Source organism: Microbacterium testaceum (genome assembly GCF_003075375.1).
Taxonomy (GTDB): domain Bacteria; phylum Actinomycetota; class Actinomycetes; order Actinomycetales; family Microbacteriaceae; genus Microbacterium; species Microbacterium testaceum_E.
This window is the reverse complement of sequence record NZ_QDFT01000042.1, coordinates 1-22,739: the sequence shown is the minus strand read 5'-3', so window position 1 is coordinate 22,739 and position 22,739 is coordinate 1. Positions and strand designations below refer to the sequence as shown.

The 22,739-nt window shown below is 71.8% G+C and carries 24 protein-coding genes; 11 read left to right on the top strand and 13 right to left on the bottom strand.

What is annotated here, in order from left to right; translation table 11 throughout:
• A partial coding sequence (locus DC432_RS13440; protein WP_207770825.1) for a helicase-related protein occupies positions 1–1,048 on the top strand: 1,048 nt, incomplete at its 5' end.
• A gap of 31 nt (positions 1,049–1,079) precedes the next feature.
• Here the strand turns inward: DC432_RS13440 and DC432_RS13435 are convergent.
• Positions 1,080–1,487, bottom strand: coding sequence for a DoxX family protein (locus tag DC432_RS13435; RefSeq protein WP_116538308.1), 408 nt, complete (start codon positions 1,485–1,487; stop codon positions 1,080–1,082).
• A 57-nt stretch (positions 1,488–1,544) separates the two neighbouring features.
• Between DC432_RS13435 and DC432_RS13430 the strand changes: the two genes are divergently transcribed.
• Positions 1,545–2,039 (top strand): GNAT family N-acetyltransferase, encoded by a 495-nt coding sequence (locus DC432_RS13430; RefSeq protein WP_207770824.1) that lies wholly within the window; start codon positions 1,545–1,547, stop codon positions 2,037–2,039.
• A 187-nt stretch (positions 2,040–2,226) separates the two neighbouring features.
• Here the strand turns inward: DC432_RS13430 and DC432_RS13425 are convergent, their stop codons facing one another.
• The 4 genes from DC432_RS13425 to DC432_RS16485 form a co-directional block, all read right to left on the bottom strand.
• A complete protein-coding gene (locus DC432_RS13425; RefSeq protein WP_116538307.1) occupies positions 2,227–3,003 on the bottom strand; it encodes an LLM class flavin-dependent oxidoreductase in 777 nt (258 codons plus the stop codon).
• The gene (locus DC432_RS13420) at positions 3,000–3,881 is read right to left on the bottom strand and encodes an LLM class flavin-dependent oxidoreductase (RefSeq protein ID WP_116538306.1); all 882 of its coding nucleotides are present in this window, start codon (positions 3,879–3,881) and stop codon (positions 3,000–3,002) included. Before DC432_RS13420 ends, DC432_RS13425 begins: the two co-directional genes overlap by 4 nt.
• 238 nt (positions 3,882–4,119) lie before the next feature.
• Complete coding sequence (locus DC432_RS13415; protein ID WP_116538305.1) at positions 4,120–6,648, bottom strand: ATP-dependent Clp protease ATP-binding subunit; 2,529 nt, start codon at positions 6,646–6,648, stop codon at positions 4,120–4,122.
• A gap of 98 nt (positions 6,649–6,746) precedes the next feature.
• Complete coding sequence (locus DC432_RS16485; RefSeq protein ID WP_165801273.1) at positions 6,747–7,577, bottom strand: hypothetical protein; 831 nt, start codon at positions 7,575–7,577, stop codon at positions 6,747–6,749.
• 120 nt (positions 7,578–7,697) lie between these two features.
• Between DC432_RS16485 and DC432_RS13405 the strand changes: the two genes are divergently transcribed.
• The 4 genes from DC432_RS13405 (at position 7,698) to DC432_RS13395 (ending at position 10,524) form a co-directional block, all read left to right on the top strand.
• Positions 7,698–8,495, top strand: coding sequence for an EI24 domain-containing protein (locus DC432_RS13405; RefSeq protein ID WP_116538304.1), 798 nt, complete (start codon positions 7,698–7,700; stop codon positions 8,493–8,495).
• Between the two features lie 24 nt (positions 8,496–8,519).
• Positions 8,520–8,669: a hypothetical protein gene (locus DC432_RS16480; protein ID WP_013585971.1), complete on the top strand. Its 150-nt coding sequence runs from the start codon at positions 8,520–8,522 to the stop codon at positions 8,667–8,669.
• A 62-nt stretch (positions 8,670–8,731) separates the two neighbouring features.
• The gene (locus tag DC432_RS13400) at positions 8,732–9,835 is read left to right on the top strand and encodes a class I SAM-dependent methyltransferase (protein ID WP_116538303.1); all 1,104 of its coding nucleotides are present in this window, start codon (positions 8,732–8,734) and stop codon (positions 9,833–9,835) included.
• A 134-nt stretch (positions 9,836–9,969) separates the two neighbouring features.
• On the top strand, positions 9,970–10,524 hold the full coding sequence (locus tag DC432_RS13395) for a hypothetical protein (RefSeq protein WP_133177944.1): 555 nt from the start codon (positions 9,970–9,972) through the stop codon (positions 10,522–10,524).
• Between the two features lie 21 nt (positions 10,525–10,545).
• On the opposite strand, the gene DC432_RS13390 is transcribed toward DC432_RS13395, so the two are convergent.
• Entirely contained in the window at positions 10,546–11,010 is a 465-nt protein-coding gene (locus DC432_RS13390) for a DUF3817 domain-containing protein (RefSeq protein ID WP_116538301.1), read from the bottom strand.
• Positions 11,011–11,313: 303 nt separating this feature from the next.
• On the opposite strand from DC432_RS13390, the gene DC432_RS13385 reads away from it, so the two are divergent.
• From DC432_RS13385 to DC432_RS13375, 3 genes are read left to right on the top strand one after another with little or no spacing between them, the layout of a single operon-like run.
• Entirely contained in the window at positions 11,314–12,333 is a 1,020-nt protein-coding gene (locus tag DC432_RS13385) for an FUSC family protein (protein WP_116538300.1), read from the top strand.
• 16 nt (positions 12,334–12,349) lie between these two features.
• Positions 12,350–13,186 carry a ribokinase gene (locus DC432_RS13380; RefSeq protein WP_116538299.1) on the top strand — a complete coding sequence of 279 codons (837 nt, stop codon included), beginning with the start codon at positions 12,350–12,352 and terminating at the stop codon, positions 13,184–13,186.
• Positions 13,183–14,109, top strand: a complete 927-nt coding sequence (locus DC432_RS13375; protein ID WP_165801272.1) for a nucleoside hydrolase — start codon at positions 13,183–13,185, stop codon at positions 14,107–14,109. The genes DC432_RS13380 and DC432_RS13375 overlap by 4 nt, the downstream gene beginning before the upstream one ends.
• Before the next feature lie 3 nt (positions 14,110–14,112).
• Here the strand turns inward: DC432_RS13375 and DC432_RS13370 are convergent, their stop codons facing one another.
• The 6 genes from DC432_RS13370 to nrdH form a co-directional block, all read right to left on the bottom strand.
• Positions 14,113–15,261 (bottom strand): SGNH/GDSL hydrolase family protein, encoded by a 1,149-nt coding sequence (locus tag DC432_RS13370; protein WP_116538297.1) that lies wholly within the window; start codon positions 15,259–15,261, stop codon positions 14,113–14,115.
• Positions 15,258–15,836 carry a TetR/AcrR family transcriptional regulator gene (locus DC432_RS13365; protein ID WP_116538296.1) on the bottom strand — a complete coding sequence of 193 codons (579 nt, stop codon included), beginning with the start codon at positions 15,834–15,836 and terminating at the stop codon, positions 15,258–15,260. The genes DC432_RS13370 and DC432_RS13365 overlap by 4 nt, the downstream gene beginning before the upstream one ends.
• Positions 15,837–15,946: 110 nt before the next feature.
• Complete coding sequence (gene nrdF / locus DC432_RS13360) at positions 15,947–16,921, bottom strand: class 1b ribonucleoside-diphosphate reductase subunit beta (protein WP_108320566.1); 975 nt, start codon at positions 16,919–16,921, stop codon at positions 15,947–15,949.
• Positions 16,922–16,959: 38 nt separating this feature from the next.
• Positions 16,960–19,116, bottom strand: a complete 2,157-nt coding sequence (nrdE, locus tag DC432_RS13355) for a class 1b ribonucleoside-diphosphate reductase subunit alpha (RefSeq protein ID WP_108320567.1) — start codon at positions 19,114–19,116, stop codon at positions 16,960–16,962.
• A complete protein-coding gene (gene nrdI, locus DC432_RS13350; protein ID WP_108320568.1) occupies positions 19,098–19,538 on the bottom strand; it encodes a class Ib ribonucleoside-diphosphate reductase assembly flavoprotein NrdI in 441 nt (146 codons plus the stop codon). Before nrdI ends, nrdE begins: the two co-directional genes overlap by 19 nt.
• Positions 19,539–19,566: 28 nt before the next feature.
• Complete coding sequence (gene nrdH / locus DC432_RS13345) at positions 19,567–19,800, bottom strand: glutaredoxin-like protein NrdH (protein ID WP_055838040.1); 234 nt, start codon at positions 19,798–19,800, stop codon at positions 19,567–19,569.
• A gap of 387 nt (positions 19,801–20,187) precedes the next feature.
• Between nrdH and DC432_RS13340 the strand changes: the two genes are divergently transcribed.
• Positions 20,188–21,393: an MFS transporter gene (locus DC432_RS13340; protein ID WP_116538295.1), complete on the top strand. Its 1,206-nt coding sequence runs from the start codon at positions 20,188–20,190 to the stop codon at positions 21,391–21,393.
• A gap of 51 nt (positions 21,394–21,444) precedes the next feature.
• Here the strand turns inward: DC432_RS13340 and DC432_RS13335 are convergent, their stop codons facing one another.
• A complete protein-coding gene (locus tag DC432_RS13335) occupies positions 21,445–21,849 on the bottom strand; it encodes a pilus assembly protein CpaE (protein WP_108319951.1) in 405 nt (134 codons plus the stop codon).
• 82 nt (positions 21,850–21,931) lie between these two features.
• On the opposite strand from DC432_RS13335, the gene DC432_RS13330 reads away from it, so the two are divergent.
• A complete protein-coding gene (locus tag DC432_RS13330) occupies positions 21,932–22,684 on the top strand; it encodes an alpha/beta fold hydrolase (RefSeq protein ID WP_116538294.1) in 753 nt (250 codons plus the stop codon).
• The last annotated feature ends 55 nt before the right edge of the window (positions 22,685–22,739 follow it).

Below are 22,739 nucleotides of genomic sequence, written 5' to 3'. Positions count from 1 at the left end.
GGTGCGCGGGATGGACCGCCCCGAGATCCACATGTCGGTGCGCCGCCACGAGGACGACGCCGGAAAACGTCGCGCCGTCGTCGAAGATGTGCGGGATGCCGGTGGCCCGGCCCTGCTGTACGTGGCGACGCGCAAAGAGACCGACGCCTTCGCCGACGAGCTGGTGGCCCTCGGGCTGCGGGCTGCGCCGTACCACGGTGCGATGGCGCAGAAACGGCGCGACGAGGTGCACGCGGCCTGGAGCGGTGGCGAGCTCGACGTGGTGGTCGCCACGTCGGCGTTCGGCATGGGCGTCGACAAGGCCGATGTGCGGCTGGTCGTCCACGCCGACGTCACCGAGTCCCTCGACTCCTACGCGCAAGAGATCGGGAGGGCGGCGCGTGACGGTCAGCCCGCCCGCGCGATCCTGCACTATCGCGCCGAGGACTTCGCGCTGCGGTCGTTCTTCGCCGGAGGGCACAGCAAACGCGCCGACGTCGCGGGCGTCTGGGACGCCCTTCGACGGGCCGAGAAGCCCCTGCGCGCCAAAGAGATCGCCGAGTCCTCGGGGCGGTCGACCCGGGCGATCGGACGCGTCCTCAACCAGCTCGTCGTCTGCGAGCTGGCCGCGTCGGGTCCCGACGGCGTGTCGGTGCTGCAGAAAGTGTCGGCGGGCGACGCCGTGGCCGCGGTGCGCGATCGCGACGAGGCCGAGGAGCGCATCCGCGCCTCGCGCATCGAGATCATGCGCGGCTACGCCGAGACCGTGCACTGCCGCCGCCGGGCGCTGCTCGAATACTTCGGCGTCGAGACGCCCGAACGGTGCGGGTCGTGCGACCGGTGCGATGCGGGCGCGGCGGCGCCGGTGGACGCCGAGGGCGAGACCGCGGATGCCGAGGACGACGGCATCCGCATCGATGCCGTCGTGCGGCACGGCGAATTCGGGACCGGCACGGTCATGGGCGTCGAGGCCGACCGCATCACGGTGTTCTTCCCCGAGCACGGCTACAAGGTGCTCGCGCGCGCCGCGTTCGACACGGGTGTGCTCGGTCTCGGAGAAGCGGCCTGAGGCGCGTCGCTCAGAGCCTCGGAGCGCGAGGTCAGCGTTCGCGCGTCGCCCACCACGCCCAGGCGACCAGCGGCACCTGCAGGAACAGGCGGAGGAAGCGCGCCAGGTCGGTGTTCAGCCCCGGGGCCGAGCGACCCGTACGCCACTGGTGCACATTGCCGGGGAAGACCGCGACGAAGAACGCCGCGATCGCTGCGCCCAGGCGCCGACGTTCGCGCGGCAGGGCGATGAGCCCCACGCCGAGCAGCACCTCGGCGGCACCGGACGCGACCACGATCGCGTCCTTGTCGGTGTGCAGCAGTCGCGTCGCCCACCCCGGGACGACGATCCGGTAGCCGCGGCGCCCCCACGTCAGGTGGCCGACCCCGGCGGCGACCAGCAGCAGGGCGAGCACCCCGCGGGCGGCGGAGCGGACGGTGAGACCTCGACGGCGCGGCATCCGGTCAGTCTGCCACCGTCCTGGAGGCGCGGGGGCCGCGACCCGTAGGCTCCCGGAATGGGGACATCGAGGGATTCGACGATCGAGATCCGCGCCGCACGGCCCGAGGATGCCGAGGGCATCGCGATCGTGCACGCCACGTCGTGGCGCGAGACGTACGGCCGCTTCGTCGACGATCCGGACACCAGTCCCTGGTTCGACGTCGAGCGCCGTGTCGGCATGTGGCGGCAGAACCTCGCGGAGCAGACCTTCGTCACCGTCGTCGCCGCGGACGGCGACGAGATCGTGGGATTCGCGGCGGTCCAGCGCACTCCCGAGCCCGAGGCCGTCCGCGATGAGGAGCTCACGATGCTCTACGTCCTCGCGGATTGTCACGGCAGCGGTGCCGGGCAGGGTCTGCTGGATGCCGTCCTGGGCGATCGACCGGCGTCGCTGTGGGTCGCGGACGACAATCCGCGCGCCCGGGCGTTCTACACGCGCAACGGCTTCGTCGCCGACGGGGCGTCGTCGGCGTTCGGGCCGATCCCCCGGACGGTGCGGCTGGTGCGCTGAGGGCGCGGGCCGCACGGGTCCGGGTCCCGTGCGCTCGCGCGCGGGCGCGGGCGCAGGCGCAGGCGCTGGCCGCGAGCATCCCGGCCCCGTGCGCTCGCGGGCCGCTGTCCGCCACGGCGGCGCGTCACTCTCGGCCGATGGCCCGCCACGGCCAGCCGCTACGGCCGCGCGCTCGCCCCGGCGATCGTCACCTCGGATTCGGCGCGGTGCGCCACGCGAAGTCGACGTAGGCCTCAACCGTGTCGTCGGGGACGATGGCGCGCAGCACCACCTCGTCGGCCGCGGCCGTGTAGGCCTCGAGCGCGGGCCCCAGCTCGGTGACGTCGCGGATGGTGGTGTCGATGGCATCCACCCCCATCCGTTCGAAGTTCGCGGCGTAGTTCGGGAACGAGGCGTAGCGCGCGGTCTCGGCCTCGAGTCGTTCGCGCGCGGCCTCGACGATCGCCGTGCGGACGTAGACCGCGACGTGGGTCGACGGCTTCAGAGCGTGCAGCGCCGCGGCCTGCGCGTGGGCCTCGACGGGCGGAACCCAGTTGAGCAGCACGCCCTCGGCGCTCTCGACGGCCGTGCGGCGCATCCGGGGCCCGAGCGCGCCGACGAGCACCCGCGGCAGACCCGATCGATGAAGCGTGTCGGCGGCCTCGCGCACCCGCGCGAGCGCCCCCTGCCTGGCCATTCCGGAGCCGATACCGATGGTCACTCGGTCGAGCGGAAGACCGAGGGATGCCGCCTCGCCGGCGATCTCGGACGCCGGGCGCCGGTCGACGGGCACGACGCCCGTCGCCAGGTGCAGCCGTTCGGTGACGCCCGCGGCCGCGGCGAGCGCCGCGAGGGCGTCGCCGTCGGGGGTGTCGTTGACCCAGAGCGTGTGGAACCCGGCCTGTTCGACCGCCGGCGCGATACGGGCGATCGCGTCGGGACCGAGCGAACCGGCGACGCCGAGCGAGACGACGCCGCGGCTCACGAGACACCGCCCGCGCGGGGCACCGCCACCGCGACCTGGCCGACCGCGGAGAAGAACGCGGCGAGGTCGACATCGTCGGTCGGCAGCAGCACGACGTCGTCGACGCCGGCCGCCTGGAATCTCGCGACGCCCTCGGCGACCTCGGACACCGAACCGGCCAGCACGCGGGCGGCCGCGTCGGGTCGGTCGGACAGCGAGGCCGTCGCCCGTTCGCGGGCGTCGGGCCCGAACGCCGTCAGCACGTAGGCCACGACGTCGGCCCGCCCCTCGCGCCCCGCGGCGTGACGCGCCGCCTGCACCGTCCGGACCGCCGCAGCGACCTCGTCGACCGTGTGCCGGCTGTCGAGCACCACGCCGTCGGCGACCTCTCCGGCGGCCTCGAGCGTCTTCGGGCCCTCGGCGGCGGCGTAGACGAGCGGCGCCGCCGCCGGCGGCCAGTCGAGCGCGACGTCGCGCAGCCGGACGTACCGGCCCTCGGTCGTGACGGTCCGGCCCTCGAGCAGGGCGCGAAGGGCCGACAGCTGCTCGCGCATCAGCGTCAGCGGAGAGGCGGCCTTGGCCCCGACCTGCCGCATCCAGTCCTGCACCCCGTGCCCGAACCCGGGCAGCAACCGGCCGGGGAACATGCGCTCGATCGTGGCGACCTCCATCGCCGACGCGGCGACGTTCCGCAGCGGAAGAGGCGAGATGCCCACGCCGACGCGCAGGTGGTCGGTGACCGCGAGAGCCGCGGCGGCGGCCGCCCAGGCCGACGACCGGAAGCAGTCCTCCCACAGCCACAGCTCTTCGACGCCGGCGTCTTCGGCGGCGCGTGCGGCGTCGCGCAACTGCTCGGGCGGGTGGGGGTAGGGGCTGAAGATCGTGCCGATACGACTCATGGGTCTACTCTGCCCCGAACCTCCGACACCGGGGCCGGCGTGACGCGCGGGTCGTCGCCGGCGACGCCGAGACCGCACCTGTTCGCCGAGGACGTGGCCGATCGACGCCCATCGTGTGCGTCCTCGACGAACGCATGCGTCTTCGACGAACGCAAGCGTCTTCGCGAGGCGGACCCGTCCCCCGCCGCACGCGAAGGCCCCCGCGACCCGGAGGTCGCGGGGGCCGGATCGACGCGCGTCAGGCGGCCAGCGCCGCCGACGCCGCCGACGTCACCGTGATGCCGGAGGCGGTGGCATCCACCGTCACCCGACCGCCGTCGGTCAGCTCACCCGACACGAACAGGTCGGCGATGCGGTCGTCGACCTCGCGCTGGATCGTGCGGCGCAGCGGACGCGCTCCGTACTCGGGCTCGTAGCCGACCTCGGCCAGGCGGTCGATCGCGGCATCCGTCACCTCGATCTCGACCTCGCGCGAGGCCAGGCGACGCGAGGTCGCTGCGAGCAGCAGCCGCACGATCCGGCGCAACTGCGCCTTTTCGAGCTTGCGGAACAGCACGATGTCGTCGATGCGGTTGAGGAATTCCGGCCGCATCGCCTCGCGCAGCTTGCCCATCACGCGATCGCGCAGGTCGTCGTCGGCGAAGTCGCGCCCCGTCGTGGTGAAGCCGATGGCACCGGACCGGGATGCCAGCACCTCGGCGCCCAGGTTCGAGGTCATGACGATCACGGTGTTGCGGAAGTCGACCGTGCGTCCCTGACCGTCGGTGAGGCGTCCGTCGTCGAGCACCTGCAGCAGCAGGGTGAAGACGTCCGGGTGGGCCTTCTCGATCTCGTCGAACAGGACGACCGCGTAGGGGTTGCGGCGGACGCGCTCGGTGAGCTGGCCGGCCTCGTCGTAGCCGACGTATCCGGGAGGGGCGCCGATCAGCCGCGACACCGTGTGCCGCTCGCCGAACTCGCTCATGTCGAAGCGGATCACGGCGCCGTCGTCGTCGAAGAGCGACCCGGCCAGGGCCTTGGCGAGCTCGGTCTTGCCGACGCCGGTCGGGCCGAGGAACAGGAACGATCCGACGGGACGGTTCTCGTCGCCCATCCCCGTGCGGTTTCGGCGCACGGCCTTGGCGACGGCGGCGACCGCGTCGTCCTGCCCGATGACGCGGGCGTGGAGCTCGGTCTCGAGGTCGGCGAGGCGTCCCCGCTCGGTGGCGGTGAGGCGGGCGACGGGGATGCCGGTGGCCCGGCTGATGACCGCGGCGATCTCGGGCTCGTCGACCACCGCCGCAGCGCGGGGCGCGTGGGTGGCGTCGTCGAGCCGCACCTGCACCGAAGCGATCTCGTCGCGCAGACGCGAGGCCTCTTCGTAGTGCTCGGCCGAGACGGCGGCGTTCTTGTCGGCCTCGAGCACGGCCAGGCGCTCCACGAGCGCGGTGGTGTCGACCGTGACGCCCAGGCGCAGTCGCAGCCGCGCCCCGGCCTGGTCGATCAGGTCGATCGCCTTGTCGGGGAGCACGCGGTCCGAGAGGTACCGGTCGCTCAGCTCGACCGCGGCGCGCAGGGCGTCGTCGGTGTAGGTGACGGCGTGGTGCTCTTCGTACGCCGGACGCAGGCCGCGCAGGATCTCGACGGCATCCGTCAGCGAGGGTTCGCCCACGCGCACGGGCTGCAGGCGCCGCTCGAGGGCGGGGTCCTTCTCGATCGTGCGGTACTCGCGCAGGGTCGTCGCGCCGATCAGGTGCACGTCGCCGCGCGCGAGACGGGGCTTGAGGATGTTGCCGGCGTCCATCGAGCCGTCACCGGTGCCTCCGGCACCGACGAGCGTGTGGACCTCGTCGATGAAGACGACGAGCTTGTCGGATGCCGCGATCTCGTCCATCGTCTGGGTGAGGCGCTCCTCGAAGTCGCCGCGGTAGCGGGCGCCGGCCAGCATCGCCGCAAGGTCGATCGAGACGACGCGGGTGTCGCGCAGCTGCTCGGGCACCTCGTTCGCGACGATGGCGCGCGCGAGTCCCTCGACGACGGCGGTCTTGCCGACGCCGGCCTCGCCGATCAGCACGGGGTTGTTCTTGGTGCGGCGGCTGAGGATCTCGATGGTCTGCTCGATCTCGTCGGCGCGGCCGATGACCGGGTCGAGGTCGCCGGCGGCGGCGCGCGCGGTGAGGTCGGTGCCGAAGCGGTCGAGGTTCGGGGTGGTGGTCGCACCCTCCGCGGGATCCGGGGCCTCGGTCTCGCCGATGACCGTCTCGCGCACGCCCTGCGTCAGCGCTTCGGCGGTGACGCCGGCCTGCGCCAGGATCTGTCCGGCGGGCGCGTCCTGCGCGAGGACGAGCGCGAAGAACAGGTGGTCGGGGTCGACGTAGGTGGAACCCGCGGCGCGGGCGACCTGGAAGGCGTGGAACAGCGCGCGCTGCACCGAGCCGGCGACGACGGCACCGTCGACGTGCGCGGGGGCACCGGCGGCGGGCAGACGGCTCTCGGCCGCGCGGGCGATGGCGGCCGGGTCGGCGCCGAGGCGCGCGACGGCGTCCTTGGCGGGCGAGCGCCCGACAAGCACGTGCAGCACGTGCAGGGCGTCGAGTTCGCGCTGGCCGCGGCCGAGGGCGAAGCGACCGGCCTCTTGCAGAGCGTCCTGCGTGCGGGCGCTCAGGAACCGGCTGAGGTCGATGGAGCGCTCGGCACGCGCCTGCTCGCCCGCGAGGTAGCGCGCGAGGAACTCGTCGAACGACTGGGCGCCGTCTTCCCCGGCGCCGGGGGTGAAGTCATCGGGCAATTCCGTCTCCTGTGATACGTGAGTGCAGTGGACTCAAGTTTGCAACTTGAGCACCGTCGTATCAAGTTCAACGCACACCCTCCGGGGGTATTCCCGGCTCAGCCGCGCAGTGTCGGATCGACCTCGTTCCACAGCTCGACGGTCTGCACGATCCAGAACACCGAGAACAGCAGCAGCGCGACCGCCTCCCCCACCAGCACCACCGGGAAGCCCGACCGATCGACGCCCGTCGCGACACCGACGACCAGCAGGATCAGCGTCACCGCGATCGCCACCGCGACCGCCGCGTACGCCCCGCGCACCCGTGGGCCCCCATGACCCGAGGGGTGCGGACGCCACGCCGCCACCCCGGCGACGGCCGCGACGATCGCGAAGAACGCCACCGCCGCCACCTCGTGCGCCGCCGCGAGGAACGCCGACGGCGCCGCCACCGCCCACCCCACCCCGCCCGCGACCAACAGCCCGACGACGGACGTCGTCACGACCACCCCGCGGCTGAGCGTCCCCTGCACCCGCGCCAGCACCACCGCCGCGACGACCCCCAGAAGGACGAGGGATGCCACCGCCACCCCGTTGTTGAGCACGGCCTCGCGGACCTCCGGCGGAATGCAGCGCGGCGCCGGCACGCACCTCTCGCTCGTGACGGCGGTCGGCACGAAGGCCACGACGAGCGCCAGCACCGCGCCGACGTCGAGGAGCCCCTGCTCGAGGCTGCGCCCCGACAACGCCAGCAGCGCGAGGGCGATCGCGCTCAACGCCCCCACGAAGACCGGGCCCGCGGGGGTGTAGTAGGACGCGCTCACCGACGGCAGGGGCCCGTGCGCCACCAGCTCGACGCCGACGCCGGTCGCGAGGAACACCGTCGCCCCGATGATGGCGAGACGGACGTAGCGGTAGGTGCGTTGCGTCGAGGTCGTGCGGATCCGCATGGGGGCATCCTGCCAGCGGTCACCGACACGCCCCGCGGGCTGGACGACGCGGGTCGACACGCCCCGCCCGAGCAACATCGCCGGACCGCCGCCCCTCCGCCGGTCTGCGAGACTCGCCCCATGCGTGAATTCCTCGCCGGTGCGGGCCTGCTCGCCCGCGGCCTCGGGCAGTGGCGTCGGACGCCGGGCGCGATGGCCCTGGGCCTGATCCCCGGAACGCTCGTGGGACTCGCCCTCGCGGCGGCCCTCGTCACATGGGGCTTCCTCCTCCCCGACCTCGTGGTCGCGTGGACGCCCTTCGCCGAGACCTGGGCACCGGCCTGGGCGACGACGGTGCGCACCGCGATCGGGGTCGCCTCGTTCGGCGCGGCTCTGCTGATCGCGGTCGTGTCGTTCACGGCGATCACCCTCGCCGTGGGCGAGCCGTTCTACGACCGGATCTGGCGGGCGACCGAGCGCAGCGCAACGGGTCTGGTGCCCGACGCCGAGTACGGCTTCTGGCGCGCCGCGGGCGACAGCGTCCGCCTGATCCTGCGCGGTGTCGTCGCCGCAGCGCTGGCCTGGGCCGTCGGACTCGTCCCGTTCGTCGGCGGCATCCTGGGATTCGTCACCGGCGTACTGCTCACCGGGTGGCTGCTGGCCGACGAGCTCACGTCGCGCGCGCTGTCGGCTCGCGGGCTCGACCGGCGCGCCCGGCGCGACTTGCTGCGACGCCATCGGGCCCGCGCGCTCGGCTTCGGCGTCGCCACGCAGCTGTGCTTCCTCGTGCCGCTCGGCGCGGTCGCCGTCATGCCGGCGGCGGTCGCCGGCAGCACCCTGTGGGCGCATGCCGCCCTCGGCATCCCCACCCGCCCGATCGGCGCGACCTCGACGCGACCCGCCCCGCCCGCGGACCGACGCACTGACCCGGCACGATAGCCTGGAGCGACCGAAGGGATCCTCATGTTCATCGTCTCGCTCATCCTGTTCGTCGGCGGCATGCTGCTGACCGGCCTGTCGTTCTCGCTCGCCGCGCCCGCGCTCTTCTTCGCGCTCGGCATCATCCTCGTCTCGGCCTCGCTGGCCCTGCCCTTCCACTTCGGCACCCGGTAAGCACCGTCGCGGGCGTCGGCGGGTGCGATCGGCCCGCCGTCCGGCCCGGGTAGCGTGAAGCGGTGCCCCTCTCGTTCGACGCCCTCCGCCGCCGCCCCGACCTCGAGGGCCCGGATCTGGTCGCCGTCGACGCCGCCGATCGCCTGATCCTCGACGAGTCCGCCGACGCGCGCCACGGGCTCGACCGCGGCGAGCTCGTCGTGATCGGAGACGCGTACGGTGCCCTCACCCTGGGATCCGCGGATGCCGGGGCCCGCGGCATCCGCGTGCATCAGGACGAGCTGCTCGGCGAACGGGCCCTCGCGGCCAACGCCTCCGAGGCGGGGCTCGACGGCACGTTCGCCTCGCACGCCCTCGACGCGGAGCTGCTGCGCGGTGCGCGGGTCGTGCTGCTGCGTCTTCCGCGGTCGCTGCGGGCGCTCGACGACATCGCCGGGCTCATCGCCCTGCACGCGCACCCCGACGTCGTCGTCTTCGCCGGGGGGCGCCTCAAGCACATGAGCGTCTCGATGAACGAGGTGCTGCGCCGCCGCTTCGACCGACTCGACGTCTCGCTCGCCCGGCAGAAATCGCGCGTGCTCGTCGCGCGCGGCCCGCACGACGGCGCCGACCCGCAACCCGACGAGGCCGAGGTGGACGGCCTGCGGGTGCGCGCGTTCGGCGGCGCCTTCGCGGGGGCGTCGATCGACATCGGCACCCGACTGCTGCTCGCGCACCTGCCCGCGCCCCGCGGCGCCGAGGCGATCGACCTCGCGTGCGGGACCGGCGTGGTCGCGGCCACGCTGGCGATGCGGCATCCCGAGCTCCGGGTGACCGCGAGCGATCAGTCGGCCGTCGCCGTCGCCTCGGCGCGCGCGACCGCCGCGGCCAACGGGGTCGCGGACCGCGTGCGGGTGGTGCGCGACGACGTGCTCTCGTCGTTTCCGGATGCCGCCGCCACCTTCATCGCGCTGAATCCGCCGTTCCACACGGGTGCCGCGGTCACCGACCACCTGGCCCCGCGCATGTTCGCCGACGTCGCCCGCGCGCTGGCGCCGGGCGGCGAGCTGTGGACCGTGTGGAACTCCGCCCTGCAATACCGCCCCGCGCTGGAGCGGCTGGTGGGCCCCACGCGCCAGGTCGCGCGGGACCGCAAGTTCACGGTCACGGTCTCGACCCGGCGCTGAGGCGCGCCGGCCGGGACCCGACCCTGAGGCGCCTCGGCAGGGGGCCTCGGGCGCGCGCATCGACGCCTCGCGCAAGACCCGCCCCGCGCCCCGTGGATCGGCGTATCGTCACTGTCGTCGACGAGGAGGTCCGCATGCCGAAGCGCACGGTCGCGGCGGTACTGGGCGCTCTCGCGCTCGCGGCGGGCCTGGTCGCCGCCCCCGCCCCGGCGGGCGCCGTGGTGCGGCTCGACCCGCCGTCCGACACCGCGTCGGCTCCCCTGCTGGCGGACTGCTCGAGCGTGACGCCGAACGGACGCGCGTACGCCCGGTTGCACGCCATCCCCCTGTGCGGCGCCGACACGATCCCCGAGGACCGGCCGCTGCGCACCGAGACCGTCGGGGGCGAGGAGTGCGGAACCGTGACCCTCACCGCGACCGGGCGGGGCGGGGGGCTGGCCTCGATCGCGTGGCGCGCGGCGTCGAACACCGGCCCGATCACCGGCGTCACGCTCGACGTGTCGTACGTGGGTCGCCTGGGCGGAGCGGTACGCCGGTACCTGCAGGACGAGGCGTCGCTGCACGCCACCGGACGCACGCTCGCCTACGTCGGCGCCGGTCGCGCCACGGCGACCGTGTCGGGCACGATCCAGACCTTCACCGCCACGTGCCGGGTCGCCCCGACGAGCGTCCGCATCCAGGCGCGGTGAGCTCGGGTCCGGTCCGGCTGCTCAGCCCTTGCCGCCGGGCGGCCCCACGACCAGCAGGACGACGAACACCAGCGCCACCGCCGCCGCCAGGGCCAGGGCCAGCACCGCGGGGCGGCGCAGGAAGAAGCGCAGCAGCCGATCGATCGGTCGCCGGTCGCGCGGGTCGTCGGTCTGGTCCCGGCGCCACCCGCCGCGCAGTCGTCCGGTGCGGTGCAGCCAGATCTCGGTCGGCACCGTGGCGTAGGGGATGACCGCGCTCACGACCGCGATCGCGGCGGGACCGAACCCCCATCGCTGGTTCAGCGCGACGAGGACGGCCGTCGCCCCATAGGCGAGGAAGACGAAACCGTGGATGCCGCCGCCGATCGACACCGCGACGGGCAGGTCCGCCGTGGCACGCAGGACGAGGCCGCCGATGAGCAGCGTCCACGAGATCGCCTCGGCGATGGCGAGGGTGCGGAACAGGGTCAGGGGCGTGCGGAACACGGTCCTCCTCGAGACGGGGTGGGCATCTCCACCCTAGGCACCCGTCCCGCGCCCCACCGGCGTCCGTCTCGACGTCGAGCAGTCACTCGATGGGCTGGTCGTCCCCGTCCAACGTCGGATCCGACCGCTCGCCCTCGGCCGCGGTGGACGTGTCGGGCTCGGGCCCGGGTTCGATCGGCTGCTTCTCGCGCTCGGCATCCATTCCTCCACCCCATCAGATCGGATGCCGCTCGCCACGGCCTTGACGTCGTCCGGCCTCGCGCTCCGACGGGGCCGGCGTCACCCGGCGCGTAGGCTGGAGGGGTGGCGGAATCCCGGGGGCGCGTGTGGACCGGGGTCATCCGCGTCGGGCCGCACCGGGGCGATCATCGCGTCGCCGTGCGGGCGGTGCTCAGCGTCGGCGTCCCGCTCCTGGTCCTGCTGCTGGTCGGACGCCTCGACCTGAGCGTCTACGCCAGCTTCGGCGCCTTCGCCGCACTGTACGGTCGCACCGACGCCCCGCGCACGCGCGTGCGCATGCAGGCCACCGCCGGCGCGATCCTCGTCGCCGCGATGCTCGTCGGCACCGCCGTGTCGGCCCTGGCGCTGCCCGCGCTCGCCAGTGTCGTCGTGGTGGCGGTGATCGCCGCGCTCGTCACCCTCTTCGCGTATCGCGCGCAGTGGCATCCCCCGGGCGCGCTCTTCACGGTCTTCGCCGCGGGTGCCACCGCGAGCTTCCCGGCGACCGGCGCGACCTTCCTGACGGTGCTGCTCGTGGGCGGGGCGAGCGTGGTGTGGAGCCTGCTCGTGACCACCGCGTTCGTCCTGATCCGCCGCGGCTCGTGGGCGCGACCGCGCCGCGCGCGCCCGCCCATCGGTTCGGTCGCGTGGGAGATGACCGCGACCGTGGGCACCGCGGCGCTGCTGGCGGGCGTGATCGGCGTGCTGCTGGTGGGGACCCACTGGTACTGGGCGATGGTCGGCGCCGTCGCCGCCGTCGGCGGGGCGCACGTCACCGCGCGCCTCATCCGCGGCGTGCAGCGCCTGGTCGGCACGCTGCTCGGCGTGCTCATCGCGGCGGGGCTCCTCGCCCTGCACCTGCCGCCGTGGCTCGTCATCGTCGTCGCCGTGGTGCTGCAGGCGGGCGCCGAGTTGTTCGTCGGCCGCAACTACGGCATCGCGATGCTCTTCATCACTCCCCTGGCACTGCTCATGGTGTCGCTCGCCTCTCCGGTGGCGCCCGAGATGCTCCTGCGCGACCGCGTGATCGAGACGCTCATCGGCGTCGCCGTCGGAACGGTCGTCGCGATCGTGTCGGCCGCTCTTCGGCGTCGCTCCGCCTGACCGAAAGGACCGTGTCATCGACTCCCCCTCCCTCACCGTCGTCGGCGCGATCAACGTCGACCTCACCGCGCGCGTCGAGCGCGCCCCCGCGGCGGGCGAGACCGTCGCCGACGGGGTCCTTTCCCGCGGCCCGGGCGGCAAGGGCGCGAATCAGGCCGTCGCCGCCGCCCGCCTCGGCGCCGAGGTGCGTCTGATCGGGGGCGTCGGCGACGACGTCGACGGTCGCGGTGTGCGCGAACGGCTCGCCGACATCGGCGTCGACGCCTCGGGCGTGCAGACCACCGACGCGGCCACCGGAACGGCCCTCATCGTGGTCGACGCGAGCGGAGAGAACTCGATCGTCGTGTGCCCGGGGGCCAACGCCGCGATCGACGCGGACGCCCTCGGCATCGCCCCCGGCGCCGCGGTACTCGCGCAGCTGGAGGTGTCGGATGCCGTGATCTCGGCCGCGGCACGGACCGCGGGCTTCTTCGCCCTCAACGCCGCGCCCGCGCGTCCCCTCCCCGGCGACGTGCTCGACGCGTGCGACCTCGTCATCGTCAACGAGACCGAGTACGCGCAGTTGCCCTCGGTGCACGACGCCCCGCTGCTGTGCGTCACGCTGGGCGCCGCGGGGGCGCGGCTGTACCGCCACGGCGAGCTGGTGGCATCCGCCCCCGGTCGCACGGCGACGGTACGCAACACCGTCGGCGCGGGCGACGCGTTCTGCGCCGCGCTGGTCGTCGGGCTGCTGCGCGGCGACGCCGAGACCGACGCCCTGGAGCGCGCCTGCGCGGTCGGCGCGGCCGCGGTCGCCGACGACGCCTCGCAGCCCGCCCTCGAGCGCCTCGACGCCTACGCGGTGACCGCGTGAGCCGCCGGCCCATCCTCGTCGACTGCGACACCGGCATCGACGACGCCCTCGCCCTGGCCTACCTGCTGGCCGAGCCGGCGGTCGAGATCGTCGGGGTCACGACGGTGTCGGGGAACACGGATGCCGCCCGCGCCGCCGCCAACACCCTCTCGCTGTTCGAGCTCGCCGGCGTCGACGACATCCCGGTCGCCGTGGGTGCGCACGACTTCCGCGGCCGAGCGTACGCGGGCGGCGCCCCGCACGTGCACGGAGACGACGGCATCGGCGGGATCGCCCTGGCGGCTGCCGCGCGGGTGCACGATGCGCGCCCCGCCGTCGAGCTCATCGACCACCTGGCCGCACGGCATCCCGATCTCACCGTGCTCGCCCTCGGTCCGCTCACCAACCTCGCCGCGTACGCCGAGACGCCCGCCGCCGCCGCCTTCGAACGCCTCGTGGTGATGGGCGGCGCGTTCGCGCACTCGGGCAACGTCACGGCGTGGGCCGAGGCGAACATCCACAACGATCCCGAGGCCGCGGCCGTCGTCTTCGCGCAGGAGTGGGACACCACCCTGGTGCCCCTCGACGTCACGATGTCGCAGACGATGGATGCCACCGACCTGGTGCGTCTCGATGCGATCGCCGGGGCGCTCCCCCGCGCTCTCGCGGCGATGCTGCCGTTCTACCTGGACTTCTACGCCGGGCGCGTCTTCGCCGACCGCCGCTGCGCCCTGCACGATCCCCTCGCGGCGATGGTCGCGGCGGGCGTGCTGCGCGGGGTCAGCGTCTCGTCGGGGCAGGTGGAGGTGCGCCTGGAGCGCGGGGAGCGCGGCCGGACCGTCTCGTCACGGGGGTCGTCGACCCAGCGGTGGGTGCGCGGCATGGAGGGGTCGGCGGTCGAGGTGCTGCTCGAACGACTGGAGTCGCGAGAGTGGCCGGACTGAGCCTCAGACCCTGAGCGCACCGCGTGTCCCGAACGCCGCTGCCGCGAAGCGCTCGCCGATCAGTCGGTGCGTCGCCGTGTCGGGGTGCAGGCCGTCGGGCAGCGGATGGGACGCGGCGTCGTCGACGCCGTACAGCTGAAGCCCGTCGAGGTAGTGCAGCGCGGGGTCGCCCGACCGCGCGGCAACGACTCCCGCGAGCAGATCCCGCACCACCTCGAGCGTCAGCGCCCCGCGGGCGACGTCGGCGGATGAACCGGTCGCGACGAAACGCACGTCCCCCGTCCGCAGCGCCTCGGGGTCGAACGCACCCGGTCCGGGAGTCTTCTCGTGGATGCCGCTCAAGATCGGCGACACCACCAGCAGAGGCGTGTCCGGGTGCCCCTCGCGGATCGTGTCGAGGAACCCGTGCACGGCGGAGACGAACGCGCGCGCTCGCATCAGGTCGGCGTTCACGACGTTGATCCCGAGCTTCACGCTGATGGCGTCGGCATCCCGGTCCCGGATCACCCGCGCCACGAAGGGGTCGACCATCGCGCTCCCGCCGAAGCCGAGGTTGTGCAGCTGCACACCGGCGGCGCGCGCCGCGACGACGGGCCAGATCTCGGTGGGGGCGGCAGCGTTCGAGCCGTGGCTGATCGAACTGCCGTAGTGCACCCAGACGGGCCGCGGGTCGGGGATGGCCGTCACGGGCGCGTCGGAGTGCAGCGACACCAGATCGATCTGCTCGTTGTGCGGCAGCCAGATCTCGACGGTCTTCTCGGCGGGCCGGAGGGCGCCCACCGTCACGACGTCGTCCTCACCGGGCCGAGGGGTCGCGCCGCCCGTGGCGAGATCGAGCTCGAGCGCGTCGCCCGCCTCGAGCGGGCATCGCTGCACGAGCACGTCGTCGACGCGCACATCGACCTGGCCGCGGGGGCGGTCGAGACCGCGATACGACACCCGCGTGGCGTGCAGGCGGAGCGCCAGGGTGGTCGCCGCCGTCCGGAACCGCAGATGGATGCCGGATGGCTGCCGCTCCACCATCGCGAACTGCGCGTCGGCTTCGCGCTCGCGATACGGCAGGGGCAGTCGGTGCAGTCTCACGCCCCGGTCGGTGGGGACGATCTCCGCTCCGCCACGAAGGAGATCGAGGGTGAAGGGCGTCTCGATCACTTCTCGACCTCTCCGTCCCAACGCGTCAGCATGTCGTCGAGCCGGTCGATGAGGAGCGACCACGAGGCGTCGGCGGGCGGGGCGCTGTGCGCGAAGCCACCCACGTGCTCGAGGTGCAGGAAGCCGTTGAGGAACGACCCGACCAGCCGGGTCGCGTGAACACGGTCGCTCTCGGCGATGCCGTAGCCGCGCAGCACCGCGGCGAGCGCCCGGCTCGAGCGGGCGGCCTCGTCACTGCGGACGACTCGGTCCCCGGCGCGGCGCTGCAGGCTCTGCCAGCGCCCCGGGTGCGAGCGGGCGTAGTCGCGGTGCGCGTCGCAGAGAGCGCGCAGGGCGTCTCGGCCCGCGCGGCCAGCGACGGCGTCGCCCGCCTGATCGGCGAGCTCGCCGAGGGCGAGGATCGTCACACCGTCGCGGAGCGCCGCCAGGTCGCGGACGTGGGCGTACAAGCTGGGCGTGCGGACGTCGAGCTCGCGCGCGACGGCCGAGAGGGTGACCTCGTCGAGACCGTGGGTGTCGGCGAGGTCGGCGGCGGTGCGGATGACCGTTCGCGGGGTGAGCGAGGGGCGGGGCATGCCACTAGCCTACAGGTATTAGGTGAATGCCTTAGGGCATAAGCAGACGCGACGACGAACGACGACGGCCCCGCACGATCGCTCGCACGGGGCCGCTGTCGGAAAGGGCCTCAGAAGTCCCAGTCGTCGTCCTCGGTCGCCTCGGCCTTGCCGATCACGTACGACGAGCCCGACCCGCTGAAGAAGTCGTGGTTCTCGTCGGCGTTCGGCGACAGGGCCGACAGGATCGCCGGGTTCACGTTCGTGACCGACGCGGGGAACATCGCCTCGTAGCCGAGGTTCATCAGCGCCTTGTTGGCGTTGTAGTGCAGGAACTTCTTGACGTCCTCGCTCAGGCCCACCGAGTCGTAGAGGCTCTGGGTGTACCCCACCTCGTTGTCGTAGAGCTCGTACATCAGCGAGAACGTGTAGTCCTTGATGTCCTGACGACGCGCCTCGTCGACGGTCTCGAGACCGCGCTGGAACTTGTAGCCGATGTAGTACCCGTGCACGGCCTCGTCGCGGATGATGAGGCGCACGAGGTCGGCGGTGTTGGTGAGCTTGGCACGGCTCGACCAGTGCATCGGCAGGTAGAAGCCCGAGTAGAACAGGAACGACTCCAGCAGGGTCGAGGCGACCTTGCGCTTGAGCGGGTCGTCGCCACGGTAGTAGTCCATGACGATGCGCGCCTTCTTCTGAAGGAACTCGTTCTCGGTCGACCAGCGGAACGCCTCGTCGATCTCTTTGGTCGAGCACAGCGTCGAGAAGATCGACGAGTAGCTCTTGGCGTGCACCGACTCCATGAACGCGATGTTCGTGTAGACGGCCTCTTCGTGCGGCGTGATCGCGTCGGGGATGAGCGAGACGGCGCCGACCGTGCCCTGGATCGTGTCGAGGAGCGTGAGCCCGGTGAACACGCGCATCGTGAGCGTCTGCTCCTCGGGGGTGAGCGTGTTCCACGACTGGATGTCGTTGGACAGCGGCACCTTCTCGGGCAGCCAGAAGTTGTTCACCAGACGGTTCCAGACCTCGAGGTCCTTGTCGTCCTGGATGCGGTTCCAGTTGATGGCCTGCACGTGGTTCAGCAACTGCAGCTTCTCAGCCATGTCGTTCCTGTGTCCTTGATCGATGGGTGGTCAGCGGGTCAGAGCATGCACGAGACGCACTCGGTCATGTCGGTGCCCTCGAGCGCCAGCTGACGCAGACGGATGTAGTAGATGGTCTTGATGCCCTTGCGCCAGGCGTAGATCTGGGCCTTGTTGATGTCGCGCGTGGTGACGGTGTCCTTGAAGAACAGCGTCAGCGACAGCCCCTGATCCACGTGCTGCGTGGCGGCGGCGTACGTGTCGATGACCTTCTCGTAGCCGATCTCGTAGGCGTCCTGGTAGTACTCGAGGTTCTCGTTCGTCATGAACGGAGCCGGGTAGTAGACGCGACCGAGCTTGCCCTCTTTGCGGATCTCGATCTTCGACGCGATCGGGTGGATCGAGCTCGTCGAGTTGTTGATGTACGAGATCGAACCGGTCGGGGGCACCGCCTGCAGGTTCTGGTTGTAGATGCCGTGCGCCTGGATCGAGGCCTTGAGCTCGCGCCAATCGTCCTGCGTGGGGATCTGGATGCCGGCGAACAGCTCCTTCGTCTTGGCGGTCTGCGGCTCCCACACCTGGTCGGTGTACTTGTCGAAGAATGCGCCCGAGGCGTAGGTCGAGTTCTCGAAGCCATCGAACGCCGTACCGCGCTCGATCGCGAGGCGGTTCGAGGCCCGCAGCGCGTGGAACAGCACCGTGTAGAAGTAGATGTTCGTGAAGTCGATGCCCTCGTCGGAGCCGTAGTAGACGTGCTCGCGGGCGAGGTAACCGTGCAGGTTCATCTGGCCGAGGCCGATGGCGTGCGAGCGGTCGTTGCCGTCCTCGATCGAGCGGACCGAGGCGATGTGGCTCTGGTCGCTGACCGCGGTCAGGGCGCGGATCGCGGTCTCGACCGTCAGGCCGAGGTCGCGACCGTCCATCGCCAGGGCGATGTTCATCGAGCCGAGGTTGCAGGAGATGTCCTTGCCGATGGCGTCGTACGAGAGGTCCTCGTTGTACGTGGTCGGCGTGTTGACCTGCAGGATCTCGGAGCACAGGTTGGACATGTTGATCCGGCCGGCGATCGGGTTGGCCTTGTTCACCGTGTCCTCGAACATGATGTACGGGTAGCCCGACTCGAACTGGATCTCGGCAAGGGTCTGGAAGAACTCGCGCGCGTTGATCTTGGTCTTCTTGATGCGCGGGTCGTCGACCATCTCGCGGTACTTCTCGGTCACCGAGATGTCGCCGAAGGGCTTCTTGTAGACCTTCTCGACGTCGTACGGCGAGAAGAGGTACATGTCCTCGCCGTTCTTGGCGAGCTCGAACGTGATGTCGGGGATGACGACACCCAGCGAGAGCGTCTTGATGCGGATCTTCTCGTCGGCGTTCTCGCGCTTGGTGTCGAGGAAGCGCAGGATGTCGGGGTGGTGGGCGTTGAGGTACACCGCACCCGCACCCTGGCGCGCGCCGAGCTGGTTGGCGTAGCTGAAGCTGTCTTCGAGGAGCTTCATGACGGGGATGATGCCCGAGGACTGGTTCTCGATCTGCTTGATGGGCGCACCCGACTCGCGGATGTTCGACAGCAGCAGCGCCACGCCGCCGCCGCGCTTGGACAGCTGCAGGGCGGAGTTGATGCCGCGGGCGATCGACTCCATGTTGTCTTCGATGCGCAGCAGGAAGCACGACACGAGCTCGCCGCGCTGCGCCTTGCCGGCGTTGAGGAACGTGGGGGTGGCGGGCTGGAAGCGACCCGAGATGATCTCGTCGACGAGCTGCACCGCCAGACGCGGGTCGCCGTCGGCCAGGGCGAGGGCGGTCATGACGACGCGGTCCTCGAAGCGCTCGAGGTAGCGCTTTCCGTCGAAGGTCTTGAGCGTGTAGCTCGTGTAGTACTTGAACGCCCCGAGGAACGTCTCGAAGCGGAACTTGGCGCCGTACGCGCGGTCGTTCAGCTCTTGGATGAACTCCATCGAGTACTTCGCGAGCACGGTCGGCTCGTAGTACTCCTTCTCGACGAGGTAGTCGAGGCGCTCCTTGAGCGAGTGGAAGAACACCGTGTTCTGGTTGACGTGCTGCAGGAAGTACTCGCGCGCGGCGCGCTTGTCGGCGTCGAACTGGATCTTGCCGTCGGCGTCGTACAGGTTCAGCATCGCGTTCAGGGCGTGGTAATCCAGGCCCTCGAAGCGCGCCTCCGTCTTGAAGTCCACGTCGGTCAGCTCAACTTCCACCATCGTTCCAATCCCTCGGTGACCCGCTCGACGTCGTCGGGCGTGCCGAAGACTTCGAGTCGATATAGATGCGGCACCGCGCACTTGCGCGCGACGATGTCGCCGGCGAGGCAGAAGGCATCGCCGAAGTTCGTGTTGCCCGCGGAGATGACCCCGCGGATGTTTCGTCGGTTCCGCTCCTCGTTGAGGAAGCGGATGACCTGCTTGGGGACCGCGCCCTTCTCGACGCCCCGGCCGGCACCCCCGCCGTAGGTGGGGGTGACCAGCACGAAGGGTTCGTCGACGTGGAGGGGCGGATCGGTCGGCCGCAGCGGAATGCGCACGGCCCGTTTGCCGAGCTTCTCGATGAAACGCGCGGTGTTACCGGACACGCTCGAGAAGTAGACCAGCAGCGGAGCCTCGGTCGCCGACACGACAGTGCTCATGACGGAGGTCGGTGAGCCCGTCGCCGGATCAGGCGAGGCGCGACGCGAGCTCGTCGATCTTGTCGGGGCGGAAGCCCGACCAGTGGTCCTCGTCGGTGATGACGACGGGAGCCTGCAGGTACCCGAGCGACTTGACCTGCTCGAGGGCCGACGGGTCTTCGGACAGGTCGAGCACGTTGTACTCGATGCCCTTCGAGTCGAGTGCGCGGTAGGTCGCGGTGCACTGGACGCAGGACGGCTTGGTGTAGACCGTGATCGCCATGTCGTTCTCTCTTTCCCCTGAAAAATCGTCGTCCGGGCGGGCAGGGCTCGCCGGGACCTCAATACTACATATGGGTGCCGACATCGGGGGGCACCACAAGGGGTAGTAGTTACATCCGTGTGATTTTCCACCGTCTCTCCCCATGTACAACACAGGTTGTCCACGATTTCATCCACAGATCCTCCCCCTTCACGAGCGCTGTTAACAGCCGCGATTCCGCGGTTCTGACGCGTCGCGCCCCCGTCTGTCCACAGATCGGACGCTAGACGGGGGTTCCGACATCGCACAGGCGGTGGAAACGGCGCTCCGGCGTGTCGCGGCGTGTCGCCGCCCGGGGTCCCTCTCCCCTCCTCGGCGGATGTCGGAGGACGGCTGTAGCGTTGTCCGGTGGCCGCCTACCGCGAACTCCTTCGAACCCCCGGCGTGGGGCGCATCATCGCCGCGCAGTTGACGGCGCGCTTCCCCAACGGCATGACGAGCCTGGCCATCCTGCTCCACATCGAGCACGTCACCGGCTCCTACGGCGCGGCCGGCCTCGTGCTCGCGGCGACGAGCATCGGCCAGGCCGTCGCGGGTCCCGTGACGAGCCGCTGGATGGGTCGCTGGGGCATGCGCCGGGTGCTCACGGTCACCCTGCTCGTGTGCGCCGCCGCCATCGCCGCCCTCGCGCTCATCGAGCTGCCCCTTCCCCTCTACATGGCACTGGGCCTCATCGCGGGCCTGTCGACCCCTCCGGTGCAGTCGGCCGTGCGCACCATCTACCCCAAGATGGTCCCCTCCAAGCAGTTGACGCCGCTGTACTCGCTCGACGCCTCGCTGCAAGAGATCATCTGGGTGCTCGCCCCCGTGCTCATCACCCTGGTGGCGACGCAGATCGGCACCGTGCCCGGCCTGCTGCTGGTGGTCGTGATCCTCATCGGCGGCGGCGCGTGGTTCATCCTCAGCCCCGAGGTCGGCCGCGTGCGCATCCCCCGCAGTCGCCGCGGCCTCGGCAAGGTCCTCACCAAACCGCCGGTGATCCTCGCCACCGCGACCGGGTTCCTGCTCATCGGGGCCTGCGCCGCGGTCGAGGCCGGCGTCGTGGCGACCTTCGACCACGGCGGCCTCGAGGCCGGACTCGTCCTGGCGGTCTTCGCCGTGGGCAGCCTCGCGGGCGGTCTGTCGTTCGGGCACATCCCCATCGGGCCGTGGGCGATGGCCCGCCGTTTCGCGATCGTCGCCCTCGGCCTCTCGCTGACCATCGTCTCGCTCAACGCCTGGTGGCTCGGGGCGACACTGCTCGTGGCGGGGGCGGGCATCGCCCCGGCCCTCGCGGTGATGTTCGCGATGACCAGCGCCAGCGTCCGCTTCAGCGAGACGGCCGAGGCCTACGGGTGGATCGGCACCGGGCAGCTCATCGGTGCGGCGGCGGGGTCGGCGGTGGCCGGGTTCCTCGTCGACGGCGTCGGCCCGACGGGCGCGTACGTCGCCGCGGCGGGTTTCGCCGTCGCCGGCTTCATCGTGTCGGCCGTGTTCGTGCGCGGCTTTCCCGACCTGCGTCACCGCGACGCCAGTCCCATCCCCGACACCGAACCCGTCCCGACCGTCACCTGAGCGCCGACTTCTCAGGCGCCTCAGGGCCGGCATCCCGGGATCGGGAGCGGCTCAGTGCGTGCGGCGCAGCAGCTCGAGCACGGCGAGGGCGTAGGCGTCGGCGGGCGCGGGGTGATCGAAGACCAGGGTGGAACCGCCGACCGAGATCTCGACCTCGTACGTGTCCGACAGCCGGCGCAGCGAGCGGAAGGTCGAGCGCAGCAGCTCGCGCAGCTGGGATTCCGACGGCAGCCACAGCGCGTCCTCGGTCGCCACCGAGTCCAGCGCCCACTCGGTCGTGCCGTTGAAGGCGAGGATGCGTCCCGTCGGGTAGTCGCGCGGCTCGATCGTCATGTCGCTGACGGTGAACACGTCGGCCTCGAACTCGGGCTCGTCGAGCTGGAACCGGTCGCCGGAGCGCGGATGCCACACCAGCCCCGCCTCGCGCAGGGCCAGGGCCATCTCGGTCGAGATCATGGCATCCATTCTGGTGTCGTTCCGTGACGCCGGGGCGGGTCCGACGCGGTCGGTCGTCATCCGGGACAGCACAATGGATGCCATGCCCGCACCCCTGACCCTCCCCCGCCTGTCGTGGGGCGCCGCCGACGCCCCGCGCGTGCTCCTCGTCCACGGCCTCGGCTCCGACGGCGCGCTCATGTGGCGTTTCGGCACCGCCCTCGCCGACGCCGGGTGGCACGCCGTGGCCGTGGACCTGCGCGGTCACGGCGATGCGCCCCGCGCCCTGGACTACTCGATCGCGGCGTACGCGGCCGATCTGGCCGCCACCGCCCCCGTCGACGGCGGCGCGTGGGACGCGGTCGTCGGCCACTCCCTCGGCGGAGCGGCGGCCACGGTCGCCGCGGCCGAGCACCCCGGATGGACCCGCCGCCTCGTCCTGGTCGATCCCGCGATCGCGCTGTCGGCCGAGGACCGCGACATCGTGCGGGTGAGCCAGGAGCAGTCCTTCGCCGACCCGACGGTCGAGGCCGTCCGCGCGGAGCATCCCGAGTGGCATCCGCTCGATGTCGAGCTCAAGGCCCGCGCTACGCGGCGGGCCAGCCGGTGGGCGATCGAGCAGACGTCCGCGCAGAACGAGCCGTGGGACGTCCGCGCCCAGGCCGCCGCGCTCACCGTCCCCACGCACGTGCTGGGCGCCGACCCGGCGGTGCACTCGATCTTCACCGGCCAATTGGCGTCAGAGGTGCTGCAGAACCCCGCGGTGTCGATGAGCGTGATCACCGGGGCCGGGCACTCCCCCCACCGCGACCGTCCCGAAGAGACCGTCGCCGCGCTGCTCTCCGCGCTGGCCTGACGCGCCCCGGCCGGGCGCACCGGCTCGGCCCGGGCGGGCCGACCGGGCCGCGGAG